At 63.9% G+C, this 13,599-nt stretch carries 11 protein-coding genes; 6 read left to right on the forward strand and 5 right to left on the reverse strand.

Annotated features, from left to right (window positions below):
• Window positions 1-81: 81 nt before the first annotated feature.
• The 3 genes from KHO30_RS09980 to KHO30_RS09990 form a co-directional block, all read right to left on the reverse strand.
• A complete protein-coding gene (locus KHO30_RS09980; protein WP_054036028.1) occupies window positions 82-855 on the reverse strand; it encodes a slipin family protein in 774 nt (257 codons plus the stop codon).
• Window positions 852-2,510, reverse strand: a complete 1,659-nt coding sequence (locus KHO30_RS09985; RefSeq protein ID WP_211700733.1) for an NfeD family protein — start codon at window positions 2,508-2,510, stop codon at window positions 852-854. The genes KHO30_RS09980 and KHO30_RS09985 overlap by 4 nt, the downstream gene beginning before the upstream one ends.
• Before the next feature lie 82 nt (window positions 2,511-2,592).
• A complete protein-coding gene (locus KHO30_RS09990; RefSeq protein WP_093635964.1) occupies window positions 2,593-3,648 on the reverse strand; it encodes an AraC family transcriptional regulator in 1,056 nt (351 codons plus the stop codon).
• Between the two features lie 289 nt (window positions 3,649-3,937).
• On the opposite strand from KHO30_RS09990, the gene KHO30_RS09995 reads away from it, so the two are divergent.
• The 6 genes from KHO30_RS09995 to KHO30_RS10020 all read left to right on the forward strand — a co-directional run bounded on the left by KHO30_RS09995 (window position 3,938) and on the right by KHO30_RS10020 (window position 11,340).
• The gene (locus tag KHO30_RS09995) at window positions 3,938-5,071 is read left to right on the forward strand and encodes an acyl-CoA dehydrogenase (protein WP_093635962.1); all 1,134 of its coding nucleotides are present in this window, start codon (window positions 3,938-3,940) and stop codon (window positions 5,069-5,071) included.
• 107 nt (window positions 5,072-5,178) lie between these two features.
• On the forward strand, window positions 5,179-6,870 hold the full coding sequence (locus tag KHO30_RS10000) for an AMP-binding protein (protein ID WP_211700734.1): 1,692 nt from the start codon (window positions 5,179-5,181) through the stop codon (window positions 6,868-6,870).
• 59 nt (window positions 6,871-6,929) lie between these two features.
• Window positions 6,930-8,447 (forward strand): CoA-acylating methylmalonate-semialdehyde dehydrogenase, encoded by a 1,518-nt coding sequence (locus tag KHO30_RS10005; protein WP_200621619.1) that lies wholly within the window; start codon window positions 6,930-6,932, stop codon window positions 8,445-8,447.
• A gap of 27 nt (window positions 8,448-8,474) precedes the next feature.
• Window positions 8,475-9,377, forward strand: a complete 903-nt coding sequence (mmsB, locus tag KHO30_RS10010; RefSeq protein ID WP_211700735.1) for a 3-hydroxyisobutyrate dehydrogenase — start codon at window positions 8,475-8,477, stop codon at window positions 9,375-9,377.
• Entirely contained in the window at window positions 9,377-10,195 is an 819-nt protein-coding gene (locus KHO30_RS10015; RefSeq protein WP_211700736.1) for an enoyl-CoA hydratase, read from the forward strand. Before mmsB ends, KHO30_RS10015 begins: the two co-directional genes overlap by 1 nt.
• Entirely contained in the window at window positions 10,192-11,340 is a 1,149-nt protein-coding gene (locus KHO30_RS10020) for an enoyl-CoA hydratase/isomerase family protein (RefSeq protein WP_211700737.1), read from the forward strand. The genes KHO30_RS10015 and KHO30_RS10020 overlap by 4 nt, the downstream gene beginning before the upstream one ends.
• Window positions 11,341-11,391: 51 nt before the next feature.
• Here KHO30_RS10020 and KHO30_RS10025 read toward each other — a convergent pair whose 3' ends face one another.
• Window positions 11,392-12,648 (reverse strand): MFS transporter, encoded by a 1,257-nt coding sequence (locus KHO30_RS10025; protein ID WP_211700738.1) that lies wholly within the window; start codon window positions 12,646-12,648, stop codon window positions 11,392-11,394.
• 77 nt (window positions 12,649-12,725) lie between these two features.
• Entirely contained in the window at window positions 12,726-13,550 is an 825-nt protein-coding gene (locus KHO30_RS10030) for a siderophore-interacting protein (protein WP_211700739.1), read from the reverse strand.
• Window positions 13,551-13,599 lie beyond the last annotated feature (49 nt).

A 13,599-nucleotide genomic window follows, 5' to 3' on the forward strand; every position in this document is an offset into this window, starting at 1 on the left:
TCCGAGTAAGTCGATTGCAGGCAATGCACCATTTCACCCCGTGATCCAAAGCGGGCAAACGCGAAGCGGCGCGCCCCCGGTTCAGGATGCCGACGGCTTGCTGAAGCGATCCAGCACCGCGCTCAGCAGATCGATCGGCAGTGGAAAAACGATCGTCGAATTCTTGTCGGCGGCGATCGTCGTGAGAGTTTGCAGGTAACGCAACTGCATCGCCTGCGGTTGTTTCGACAGCGTCTGCGCTGCCTCCAGCAGATGCTGTGAGGCCTGCAATTCGCCTTCTGCGTGAATCACCTTGGCGCGCCGTTCGCGCTCGGCTTCGGCCTGACGTGCGATCGCACGGATCATCGTTTCGTTGATGTCCACGTGCTTGATCTCGACGATCGCCACCTTGATGCCCCACGCGTCGGTTTGTGCATCGAGCACCTTCTGGATATCGGCGTTCAGTTGCTCGCGCGCCGCCAGCAGGTCATCGAGTTCGTGTTTGCCGAGCACCGCGCGCAGTGTGGTTTGCGATAACTGGCTGGTCGCCTCGAAATAACGCGCCACCTGGATCACCGCCTTTTCCGGATCGACGACGCGGAAATACACCACCGCGTTGACCTTCACCGACACGTTGTCGCGCGTAATCACGTCTTGCGGCGGCACGTCGAACACGACGGTGCGCAGATCCATGCGCACCACCTGCTGCACGATCGGGATGATCAGCACGAGTCCCGGTCCCTTGACCTTCCAGAAGCGCCCGAGCATGAACACCACGCCGCGTTCGTACTCACGAAAAATCCGTATCGATGATGCAATCAGTGCGGCCACCAGCAGAATCAGAATGCTGCTGAAGCCGAATGTGAAACCGATCATGAGCGTTCTCCTTGTTGTTGTGCTTCCGCGGGCACCACGGTCAGTGTCAGTCCGCGGCGCGCCGTGACGCGCACCGCGTGACCGGCCGCGACCGGGGCCGTGCTGGACACCCGCCAGCGTTCACCATGTATCTGAGCCCAGCCGGCCAGCGTGCCGTCCGCTGCCGCGTCGGCAGTTGCGTCACCCTGCAGCGGACCAGCCTCCGGCGACAAGCCGCCGTCGAGCACGACGCCGAGGCTGCCGATCAGTCCTTCCGAGCCTGTCACCACGGGCCGGCGGCGCGCCCGCAGCGCGAGCCTCGACACGCCGAATACGAACGCGACGCTGAACACCGTCACGGCCGCGATCAGGGGCAGCGGAATGCCGTAACCGGGCACGTCGGTATCGATCAACATCAGCGCGCCGATCACGAACGCGACTACGCCGCCGAAGCCGAGCGAGCCGAAGGTCGGCAGAAACGCCTCGCCGATCAGGAATGCGATGCCGAGAAAGATCAGGCCGAGTCCGACGTAATTGACGGGCAGCATCTGCATCGCAAAGAGTCCCATCAGCAGACTGATCGCGCCGACAACGCCCGGCAGCACGAAGCCGGGATTGGCGAACTCGAAGAAGAGGCCGTACATGCCGATCATCAGAAGAACCAGCGCGACGTTCGGATCGGTGATGACCGCGAGAAACTGGCTGCGCCAGTCGGCTTCTAGCGTGACCACCGGCGCGTTGGCGGTGCTGAGTTTGACGTCGCCGTGGCTGGTGTTGATCGTGCGGCCGTCCACCTGGCGCAGCAGGTCGGGAATGTCGCGCGCATTCAGATCGACCACGTGCTGCGCGAGCGCTTCGCTGGCCGACAGGCTGACGGCTTCGCGTACGGCGCGCTCGGCCCAGTCGGCGTTGCGTCCGCGCATTTGCGCGAGGCCGCGGATGTAGGCGGCCGCGTCGTGGACCTGCTTGCGCAGTTCGGTGGATTGGGTGTCGAGTGGGAGGGCGGCGCTGGCGGAGTTGCCGGCACTCGCTGAGTTGGCAGAGTTCGCTGGCGACGCCGGGTTCGCCGAATCCCCAGAGGCCTGCGTTCCGGGCGCGTTCTTTGGCGCGCCGGCGCCGCCTCCAGTGCCGGGCAAACCGGGCATCCCGCCGCCGCCCGCAGGCGGCTCCGCGCCACCGATACCCATCTGAATCGGCGTAGCCGCACCGAGATTGGTGCCCGGCGCCATCGCCGCAATATGGCTGGCGTAGACGATATAGGTACCTGCGCTCGCCGCTCGCGCGCCACTCGGGGCGATAAAGGTCGCGACCGGCACCGGCGAGCCGAGAATCGCCTTGATGATCTGCCGCATCGACGTATCGAGTCCGCCGGGCGTATCGAGTTGCAGCACGGCGAGTTGCGCGCGTTCGTCGGCGGCGCGCTGCAGGCTGCGCACGATGAAGTCGGCGCTGGCCGGACTGATCGCGCCGTTCACTGGGATCACGACAACGCTATTCGGCGCGACGGCGGCCTCGGCGACTCCAACCCGCGGCGCGTTTTCGCACAATGCAAACCCGAGCGCCAACAGGGCGCCGAACGCGGTCATGCCGCGCATCAACCGGCCCACGACTCCGCCACGGATATGCGCAAAGCGCGGACCAGACTGCCGGAACGGGAGGCGCGGATACGTGCTCATCGCTGACGGCTGCCGCGCCCTGCCGATGGGTATCGGCCGGCGCGGGCCGATACCCCAAAAAGGCTGGCCTGCTCCTTACAGCTTAGTCCGATTCCGCGCGGCGCGTGAAATCCGCGCGCGCCGGCCGGTAGTCGGTCGGCCGCATCCCGGTCCACTTGCGAAACGCGCGATGAAACGCGCTCGGTTCGGCAAAACCCACGGCGGTGGCGATGTCGGCGATCGTGCGATCGGTGTCCTGCAGTTCGCCGATTGCGATGTCACGCCGCAAGTCGTCCTTGATCGACTGATAGGTATAGCCTTCCTGTTTCAAACGCCGCCGCATGGTCGCTTCGGCGACGTGCAGGCGCAGCGCCATCTGGTCGGCGGCCGGCCAGCCGGCCATCGGCAGCGCGCGCAGCATCTTGCGCACGCGCGCCGCAAGCGAGCCGGGATTGCGGTACTTGACGATGAAGCTGCCGGGCGCGTCGCGCAAGAACGGCTTGACCGACTTCGTGGTCTGGATCACCGGCAGTTCGAGAAACGCCGGCGATAGATCGACGTATGACTCGGTTTGATCGAACGCCATGTCGTCGCAGAACATCAGACGGTATTCATGCGCGGCGGGCGGTTCGGCGCAGCGAAAGCGCGCCTCGATCAGCGGAATGCGCCGCCCGACCAGCCAGCACAGCAGGCCATAAACCACGATGAAGTAGGTCGCATAAGCGAACATGGCGGGCGGTCTTGCACCTTCGCGTTCGACAAACCGCAAGCGCACGCGCCGCGCATCCGTTTCGATCTCTGCGCCGAGGTCGTCCAGCACGAGCCGCATGAAGCCGATCGCCCGCGCGAGCGCCTGCGCGCCGTTGCGCGCGCTCAGTGCCGTCTGCGTCATTGCGATGAAACTGCCGCTCTTCATGCGGTGCGAGTCCTGGCCGAAGAACTCGTCGTCCAGCGCGCGGGCGATGCCGGCCCACAGGGCGCCGTACTGCGCCGACGAGACCCGGCTTTTCGGCGACGCCAGCATGGTTGCCGCGATGCCGGCGGCTTCGGCGAGCGGCAGCGCCTCGAACCCGCGCGCTCGCGCCAGCGTCAGGGCCTCCTCGACGAGACTGACGGAAATCGTGCCCTTGTCGTCCCTGGCGTTTTTCACGTTTTTCATGGTTATCTGGCAAATGCGCTCAACATTTTCCTTGGCGCGCTTCGCTAAGGCTTTGAAAACGCGGTTGGAATCGGGTTTGTATGATACCGGTATGGCAAATGCGCTCAGTCAGAATGATCGGGCTGAGCATCGAACCTGTCCAGTAGCTTCCCTACACTTGGCCTGAACCCATCGCGGGACGCCTCGCCCCGGAGACACAACGGCGAAGCCGGTCATCCCCCCGCGATGAGCCGCAAATGACGAGCAGCGCCTCGTCGCTGCGACGCGATGCATACAACAGGATCGAGCCATGGATAGCTTCTACACCGACGAACAGCGGATGATCCGCGACGCCGCCCGCGACTTCGCCACCGAACGTCTCGCGCCCTACGCCGGACAGTGGGATCGCGACGCGAAACTGCCCTCTGAAGTCGTGACGCAAATGGGTGAGCTGGGCTTTCTTGGGATGATCGTGCCGTCCGAGTGGGGTGGTTCCTATACGGACTACGTGGCCTATGCGCTCGCCCTCGAGGAGATCGCCGCGGGCTGCGCCGCCTGCGCCACGCTGATGAGCGTGCACAACTCGGTCGGCTGCGGGCCGATTCTGAACTTCGGCACGGACGCGCAAAAGGACCGCTATCTGCAAGACCTCGCCACGGGCCGGCGCATCGGCGCGTTCTGCCTGACCGAGCCGCAAGCCGGCTCTGAGGCGAACAATCTGCGCACCCGTGCGGTGCTGCGCGACGGCAAATGGATTCTCAACGGCAACAAGCAGTTCGTGACCAACGGGGCACGCGCGAACATCGCGATCGTGTTTGCCGTCACCGATCCTGACCGCGGCAAGCGCGGCCTGTCAGCCTTCATCGTGCCGACCGATACGCCGGGCTTCAACGTCGGCAAGCCCGAGCACAAGCTCGGCATTCGCGCCTCGGACACCTGCCCGATCTCGTTCGACGATTGCGCGGTGCCTGAAGCCAATCTGCTCGGCGAACCGGGCGAAGGGCTGCGCATTGCATTGTCGAATCTCGAGGGCGGGCGCATCGGTATCGCGGCGCAGGCAGTCGGCATCGCGCGGGCTGCATTCGATGCCGCGCGCCTCTACGCCAACGAACGCGTGCAGTTCGGCAAGGCGCTGAAGGAGCACCAAACCATCGCCAATATGCTCGCCGACATGGCGACTCGGCTGAACGCCGCGCGTCTGCTCGTGCACCACGCGGCGCGTCTGCGCACGGAAGGCAAGCCGTGTTTGTCCGAGGCGTCACAGGCCAAGCTGTTTGCGTCGGAACTCGCCGAAGAGATCTGTTCGAATGCGATCCAGATTCACGGCGGTTACGGCTATCTCGAGGACTACGCGGTGGAACGCCACTATCGCGACGCTCGCATCACGCAGATTTACGAAGGAACCAGCGAAGTGCAGCGGATGGTTATTGCGCGCCACGTCTAAACGCAAATTAAACGGCGTTTGAGCGCAAAATAGCCTGCCGGCAGGGCAAATGCACAGGCAAAAATCAGAGCGCATACCGCGCCACCAGCATGGAATTGGAGACGACGATGACTGCAGCGAAGGGCTTTCTCGAAGCGCGCGACCTGTTATTGCGCCATCGAACCGACTACGACCGCGCCTACCGCGAATTCGCGTGGCCGACGCCGGGCCAGTTCAATTGGGCGCTCGACTACTTCGACGTGATCGCGCGCGACAACGACAACCCGGCGCTGTGGATCGTCGACGATCCGGCCAGCGACGGCCTGCGCCTCTCCTACGCGCAGATGTCGGAGCGCTCGTCGCGCATGGCGAACTTCCTGCGCGGTCTCGGCGTGGGGCGCGGCGACCGCTTGCTGCTGATGCTGCCGAACCGCGTCGAACTCTGGGACGTGATGCTCGCCGCCATGAAGCTCGGCGCGATCGTGCTGCCGGCCACCACCCAGCTTTCCGCCGACGACGTGCGCGATCGCGTGCAGATCGGCGGCGCGCAGTTCGTGGTGGTCGATAGCGCGGAGCTCGCCAAGTTCGACGCACTCGACGTGCCGCTCACACGCATCTCGGTTGGCACGCCGCGCGACGGCTGGATCGATCTTGCCGCGGCCTATGACGCAGCGCCGCAATTCACGCCCGACGGCGTCACGCACGCCACCGATCCGATGCTGCTGTACTTCACCTCGGGCACGACCTCCAAGCCGAAGTTGGTCGAGCATACGCATCAGAGCTACCCGATCGGCCATCTGTCGACGATGTATTGGATCGGCCTGCAACCGAACGACATCCATTGGAACATCAGTTCGCCGGGCTGGGCCAAGCACGCGTGGAGTTGCTTCTACGCACCGTGGAATGCGCAGGCCTGCGTGTTCGTTTTCAACTTTCCGCGCTTCGTGCCGAAAGACACGCTCGACGTGCTGGTGCGTTTCAATGTCACCACGCTGTGCGCACCGCCTACTGTGTGGCGCATGCTCGTGCAGGAGCATCTCGCGGACTATCCGGTGAAGCTGCGCGAGATCGTCGGCGCGGGCGAGCCGTTGAATCCGGAGATCATTGAACGCGTCAAGCATGCGTGGGGCATCACGATACGCGACGGTTTCGGCCAGACCGAAACGACCTGCCAGATCGGCAACCCGCCGGGGCAACCGGTTGTGCCGGGTTCGATGGGTCGTCCGCTGCCGGGCTACAAAATCGAGCTCCTCGATGCGGACGACCAACCCGTCACTGAAGGCGAAATCTCGCTGCCTCTGGCCGAACGTCCGCTCGGTTTGATGACCGGTTACGCGAACAACGCCAACGCCACGGCGCAAGCCATGCGCAACGGCTTCTACCACACCTCCGACGTCGCATTGCGCCGTGATGACGGCTACTACGTCTACGTCGGCCGCGCCGATGACGTTTTCAAATCCTCCGATTACCGGCTGAGTCCCTTCGAACTCGAAAGCGTGCTGATCGAACACGAAGCGATCGGCGAAGCCGCCGTGGTGCCGAGCGCCGATACATTGCGTCTGGCGGTGCCCAAAGCGTTTGTCACCGTGCGCCAGGGCTATGAAGCGAGCCCCGAACTCGCGCGTGCGGTCTTCGCGTTCTCGCGCGAAAAACTCGCACCGTACAAGCGGATTCGCCGCCTGCAATTCAGCGAGCTACCGAAAACCATCTCCGGCAAGATCCGTCGCGTCGAATTGCGGCGTCGCGAAATGGAGCGCGAAGCCGAACCCGCGCGCCTGCCGGGCGAGTATTGGGAAGAGGACTTCCCGGATCTGCGTTGATTATTTTTATTTCCAGTCACTGGCCGGCCGATACACGGCCACCGCACAGGAGTTTCAGCATGAGCGCAACTGCATCGAACAAGGTCGCCACCGTCAAGCTGCTGATCAACGGTGAATTCGTCGAATCCAAAACCACCGAATGGCGCGATATCGTCAACCCGGCCACGCAAGAGGTGCTCGCACGCGTGCCGTTCGCCACCGCCGATGAAGTGAACGAAGCGATCCGCTCCGCGCACACCGCGTTCAAGACATGGAAGGACACGCCGATCGGCGCGCGCATGCGCATCATGCTGAAGTTCCAGGCACTGATTCGCGAGCATTCGCCGCGTATCGCCAAGACCTTGAGCGCCGAACAGGGCAAGACGATTCCCGACGCGGAAGGCGATATCTTCCGCGGACTCGAAGTGGTCGAGCATGCCTGCTCGATCGGCACCTTGCAGCAGGGTGAGTTCGCCGAGAACGTGGCGGGCGGCGTGGACACCTACACGTTGCGTCAGCCGATCGGTGTATGCGCCGGCATCACGCCGTTCAATTTTCCCGCAATGATCCCGTTGTGGATGTTCCCGATGGCGATCGTCTGCGGCAATACGTTCGTGTTGAAGCCGTCCGAGCAGGATCCGCTGTCGACGATGCAACTGGTCGAACTGGCGCTCGAAGCCGGTGTGCCGAAGGGCGTGCTGAATGTCGTGCATGGCGGCAAGGACGTGGTTGACGCGCTCTGCACGCACGATCTGGTGAAGGCGATTTCTTTCGTCGGCTCGACGGCGGTGGGCACGCACGTTTATCGCCTCGGCAGCGAACACGGCAAACGCGTGCAATCGATGATGGGCGCAAAGAATCACGCGGTGGTGCTGCCGGATGCGAATCGCGAGCAGACCTTGAATGCCCTCGCTGGCGCAGGGTTCGGCGCAGCGGGACAGCGTTGCATGGCGACCTCGGTGGTCGTGCTGGTCGGCGCGGCGCAGCAATGGCTGCCCGATCTGGTCGCGAAGGCAAAGACGCTGAAGGTCAACGCGGGTAATGAGTCGGGCACGGATGTCGGCCCGGTCGTCTCGCGCGCTGCGAAGCAGCGCATTCTCGGCCTGATCGAAACGGGCGTGAAAGAGGGTGCAACGCTGGCACTCGACGGCCGCGACGTGAAGGTGCCGGGCTACGAGCAAGGCAACTTCATCGGCCCGACGGTGTTCACGGACGTCACCACGGAAATGGAAATCTACAAACAGGAAATCTTCGGCCCGGTGCTGGTGGTGCTGAATGCCGCCACGCTCGATGACGCGATCGCGCTCGTCAACAGCAATCCGTTCGGCAACGGCGTGGGTCTTTTCACGCAAAGCGGCGCGGCGGCGCGCAAATTCCAGAGCGAGATCGATATCGGTCAGGTCGGCATCAACATTCCGATTCCGGTGCCCGTGCCGTTCTTCAGTTTCACCGGCTCGCGCGGCTCGAAACTCGGCGACCTCGGGCCGTACGGTAAACAGGTTGTGCAGTTCTACACGCAGACCAAGACGGTTACCGCCCGCTGGTTCGACGACGATACCGTCAACGACGGCGTCAACACGACCATCAGCCTGCGCTGAGCCATTCAGTCTATCGGAGAGACGACCATGAAAATAGGCTTTATCGGGCTCGGCAACATGGGCGCGCCGATGGCGCTCAACCTGCTGAAGGCGGGCCACGCGGTCAAGGTATTCGATCTCAACGCGCAAGCGGTGCAGGCACTCGTCGATGCGGGCGCCAACGCCGCGAGTTCGCCGAAAGCCGCGGTGACCGACGCCGAATGTGTGGTGACGATGCTGCCCGCGGCCACTCACGTGCGCAGCGTGCTGATCGCGGATGACGGTGTTTTCGCCGGCATCGCGGAAGGCGTGACGATCATCGATTCGAGCACCATCGATCCGGCGAGTGTGAAGGCGTTTGCCGAACTGGCCGAGCAACGCGGCAATACCTTTGTCGACGCGCCCGTCTCGGGCGGCACCGGCGGCGCGGCGGCAGGCACGCTGACCTTCATGGTCGGCGGCAGTGCGGATGTGTATGAGCAGGTCAAGCCGGTGTTGTCGGCGATGGGCAAGAACATCGTGCATTGCGGCGACACCGGCACCGGTCAGGTCGCGAAGATCTGCAACAACCTCGTGCTCGGCATCACGATGGCGGGCGTGGCCGAGGCGATGTCGCTGGGAGAGGCGCTCGGCATCGACGCGAAAGTGCTGGGCGGCATCATCAACACCTCGACGGGCCGCTGCTGGAGTTCGGACACGTATAACCCGATGCCCGGCGTGATCGAAACCGCGCCGTCCACGCGCGGCTATTCTGGTGGCTTCGGCACCGATCTGATGCTGAAGGACCTGGGCCTCGCCACCGACGCCGCGAAATTCGCGCGTCAACCGGTGTACCTCGGCGCTTTGGCCCAACAGCTTTATCAGACGATGAGCGCGAAGGGCGCGGGACGCCTGGACTTCTCGGCGGTGATCAAGCTCTATCGTAAGGACAGCAAGGACGGAGACGCGTAATGATCGAACTCGACTACGCACACGACGGCGCCGTCGCGCTGCTGACGCTCAAACGACCGCCCGCGAACGCGTTCACACCAGACGGTTTGCTGCTATTGCAGCAGACAGTGGAGCGTCTGAACGGCGAAGCGGGCGTGCGGGCCATCGTGATCACGGGCGACGGCCCGAAGTTCTTCAGCGCAGGCGCCGATCTGAATACGTTTGCTGACGGTAATCGCGAAGTCGCGCGTACGGCGGCAACGCGCTTCGGCGCGGCGTTCGAGACTCTGCAGAAAGCGCGACCGGTGGTGATCGCCGCGATCAACGGGTACGCGATGGGCGGTGGGCTCGAATGCGCGCTGGCCTGTGATATCCGCATCGCCGAGCAACACGCGTTGATGGCTTTGCCCGAAACGGCAGTGGGTTTACTGCCGTGCGGCTGCGGCACGCAGACACTGCCGTGGCTGGTCGGTGAAGGCTGGGCCAAGCGGATGATTCTGACCGGCGAACGCGTCGACGCTGCGACCGCATTGCGTATCGGCCTCGTCGAAGAAGTAGTGGAAAAAGGCGCCGCGCGCGAGGCTGCGCTGACGATGGCGGCGCGTGTCGCGAGCCTCAGCCCGCAAGCGGTCAGCTTCAGCAAGACGCTGATTCACCAGGGTCGCAACGGCGTGCCGCGTGCGGCGGCGTTGGCGGTGGAGCGGGAGCGCTTTGTCGATCTGTTCGACGGCGCCGATCAGCGCGAAGGCGTCAATGCGTTTCTCGAGAAGCGCGCGCCACGCTGGCAGGTGACGCAAACTGAGCCGGCCGCGAACGCCGGGCAGGAGACGCATCGATGAGCGCTTTGCAGAGCGTCGCGGTCGACACGGGTGTCGAAGCGGAGCGCGAAATTCTGTTTCGGGTCGTCAACCGCGTGGCGATCATCACGCTGAACCGGCCGGCCGTGCTCAATGCGCTATCGCACGCGATGGTGCGCGAGCTTGCCGTACTGGTCGAACATTGCCGTACCGACGACGGCATCGTTGCACTCGTGCTGAAAGGCGCGGGCGCCAAGGGCTTTTGCGCCGGCGGCGACGTGCGCGAGGTGTACCGGCTCGCAAAGAATGGCGACAGCCGGTGGCTTGCGTTCTTCGCCGATGAATACAGGCTCGACTACGCGTTGCACAAGTTTCCGAAGCCGGTGGTCGCCTTGCTCGACGGTATCTCGATGGGTGGCGGCATGGGGCTCGGTCAGGGCGCGCGGCTGCGCATCGTCACGGAACGCAGCAAGATTGCGATGCCGGAGACGCGCATCGGCTTCCTGCCCGACGTTGGTGCGACACGATTCCTGAGTGTGATGCCGGCGGAGGTCGAGTTATATGTCGGACTGACCGGCGTGACACTATCCGGCGCCGATGCGTTGCGCCTGCAACTGGCTGATTTGTGCGTGCCGGCCGAGTGGCTTGGTACTTTCGAAGAGCGCCTGCAGCGCATGTCGCACGCGGGAGACTTGATGGCTGCATTGCGCGGCGTGTTCGAGCCGCCGTGCAACATCATTCCGCATGCTGCTTTGGGGCCGTTCACGCAGTTGATCCTGCGGCATTTCGACCGGCGCTCGAGCATCGAGCGGATCGTCGCCACGTTGCGTCACGATCTGGAGCGCGAGCCCGCGCGTGAGGTGAAACAGTGGCTGCAGTCTGCTTATGACGCGATGGTTGGACACTCGCCCACGATGCTGTATGTCACGCGCGAGGCGCTCCTGCGCGGCCGGCAGATGACCTTGGCGGAGTGTTTCCGGATGGAGCTGGGCATCGTCAAGCGGGTGATCGAGGACGGCGATTTCTGCGAAGGCGTGAGGGCGCAGTTGATCGACAAGGATCGCAAGAGCCGCTGGGCGCCGGCGACGCTTGCGGAAGTGCGCTCGGAACGCGTCCGGCATTTTCTGAGCTCGCCGTGGAAGCGGGAAACGCATCCGCTGGTTGGGTTGGGAGTTGAAGAAGGCTAAAGGCTGCGCGCGCCGACGCGATGTTTCAGGCTGCGTCAGCGCGCTTGAACGTCAACCTTCTCCTACCGTGTCGCCCCTGAATACACCTGTTGGCGGCACGGTGCTTTGCGCCCCCCGAACCCGGGAAATCCAAAGTACCCCGATCAACGCGACGGCGACTGCCACCCATCCGACGGTCCCATATCCTTCGATCTGTCCCGTGGGCGAACTGCTCAGCATCAAGCCGCCGATCCATGCGCCGCACCCCGTGCCCAATGCCTGCAGCGCGCTGTTGGCGCTAAGAAAGGCACCCCGGCGGGAAGGCTCCGGCACGGTCGTCAGCAGTGCCTGCATCGGCACCATCCGCCCGGACATCAGCACCATGAAAAACGGGAAAAACATCACCAGCGCGTAGAACGGCAGGTTCGGCAGATGGGTCACGAACAGGACGGGCAGAAACGAGAGTACCGCCGCAATCCGGAATACGAGCCGCGTGCCGAACCGGTCTGCCAGCCGGCCGACCCGGCGCGACGTGAAGAATGTTGCCGCGCCGCCGGCCATATACAACCACGACAATTGCGCGGGCGCCACGCCATGATTGGCGACCAGCACCGGTGAAATGAAGGGGATCACCAGCATGTGCGCGACCATCATCATGAAAGTCAGCGCAAACGCATTCATATGCCGCGGGTTGCTCAGCAGCCGCCACAAATCAGGCAGCACCTCGCCGAGCGCCGGCTGGCGACGACTCAAATGCTCCGCAAGCGATGGCACAAGTTGCCACCCCACAATCCAGACGGCCACCGACAACACCACCAGCAAATAGAACGGTGCTGCCCAGGTGAAGTGCGCGCCAAGCATCACCCCAGCCGGCACGCCGGCAATCGCGGCCAATGAAAAGGCGGTCATGATCGTGCCCGTCGCGGCGCCACGGCGCTGCACCGGGATCACGTCGCCGACAATCGCCATGATCACCGAGCCCAACACGCCCCCCGTGATGCCGGCAAACGCGCGCGCGACCAGCAGAAGGGGGAAGCTGCTCGCCAACGCGCACGCCAGGTTCGACAGCGCGAACAGTGCATACATCGTCAGCAACAGACGACGTCGATCGAAGCGGTCGATATAAGTCGCGGCGAATAGCCCCGACAGCCCCGAACACCACGAATACGCTGATACGGCCGTCGCAAACGCGGCCGGTGTGATGCTGAACGAGTGCATGATCTGCGGGCCGAGCGGCATCATCACCATGAAGTCCATGATGATGGTGAACTGCGTCAGCGCAAGCAGCCACAGCAAACGTCGCTCGTGCTTTGTGCTAATTGAATACATCGGTCAATTCCTTATTTTTGTTCGACGCACGCCGCTTGCTGAGCTCGCGCAGTTCATTGTGCGTACGCTGCAGAGAGTTAGTCGTCGAGCGTTTCATGTACCGCTTCGGCGCCCTGTCTCCAGTAGCTGGCCGCGCGAATGCGCGACTTGTCGACGCCACGTTCCGTGCACAGGTGGTAGCGCACTGCACGCATCGTCGCGGATTCGCCGGCGGCCCATACGTAGCCTTCACCGTCTTCGGGCAGATAGATTTCGCGTACCGCTTGCAGCAAGGCCTCGCCGCGATAGCCCGATTCGCTGCGATGGCGCCAGACGATGTGCAGTTCGGCCTTCGTTGCGAATTCGATCTGTGCCGACGGATCGGCCACTTCGATCACTGCCGCGACGCGTGTGCCTGCCGGCAACTCTTCCAGGCGGCGAGCAATCGCCGGCAGCGCCGTGTCGTCGCCGATCAGCAGATGCCAGTCGAAGCCCGTCGGTATCACCAGCGAGCCGCGCGGGCCGCCGACGCCGAGGTACTGGCCCACTTTGGCTTGCGCCGCCCACGTTGCAGCCGGGCCGGCCTCGTGCATGGCGAACTCGATGTCCAGTTCGCGCGCTTCGGCGTCGAAGCGGCGCGGCGTGAAATCGCGGGCAATCGGCCGCTGGCCCGCGGGAAACACGGGACCGTCAGGGCCGGCTTCCGGCAGCACGGGTTTGTCGGCGCCGGGTTCGGGGAAGAACACTTTGATGTGATCGTCGAACGAGGCGGAGACGAAGTCATGCAGATCCTCGCCCGTGAAGGTCACGCGAATCAGATGCGGGTTCAGCGCGTGGACCTTCTTGACCTGCAACAGACGGAACTTCAGCGGATGCCGCACGCGGTGGACGGCCAGATCGGCTCGGTTGTCATTTGTCAGCATAAGGGTGCCACTCCTGTCGGTTTGATTGGCATTCGAAAGTGCACACGGG

Origin of the sequence: Paraburkholderia aspalathi (assembly GCF_905220735.1) — a bacterium.
Taxonomy (GTDB): Bacteria; Pseudomonadota; Gammaproteobacteria; order Burkholderiales; family Burkholderiaceae; genus Paraburkholderia; species Paraburkholderia aspalathi.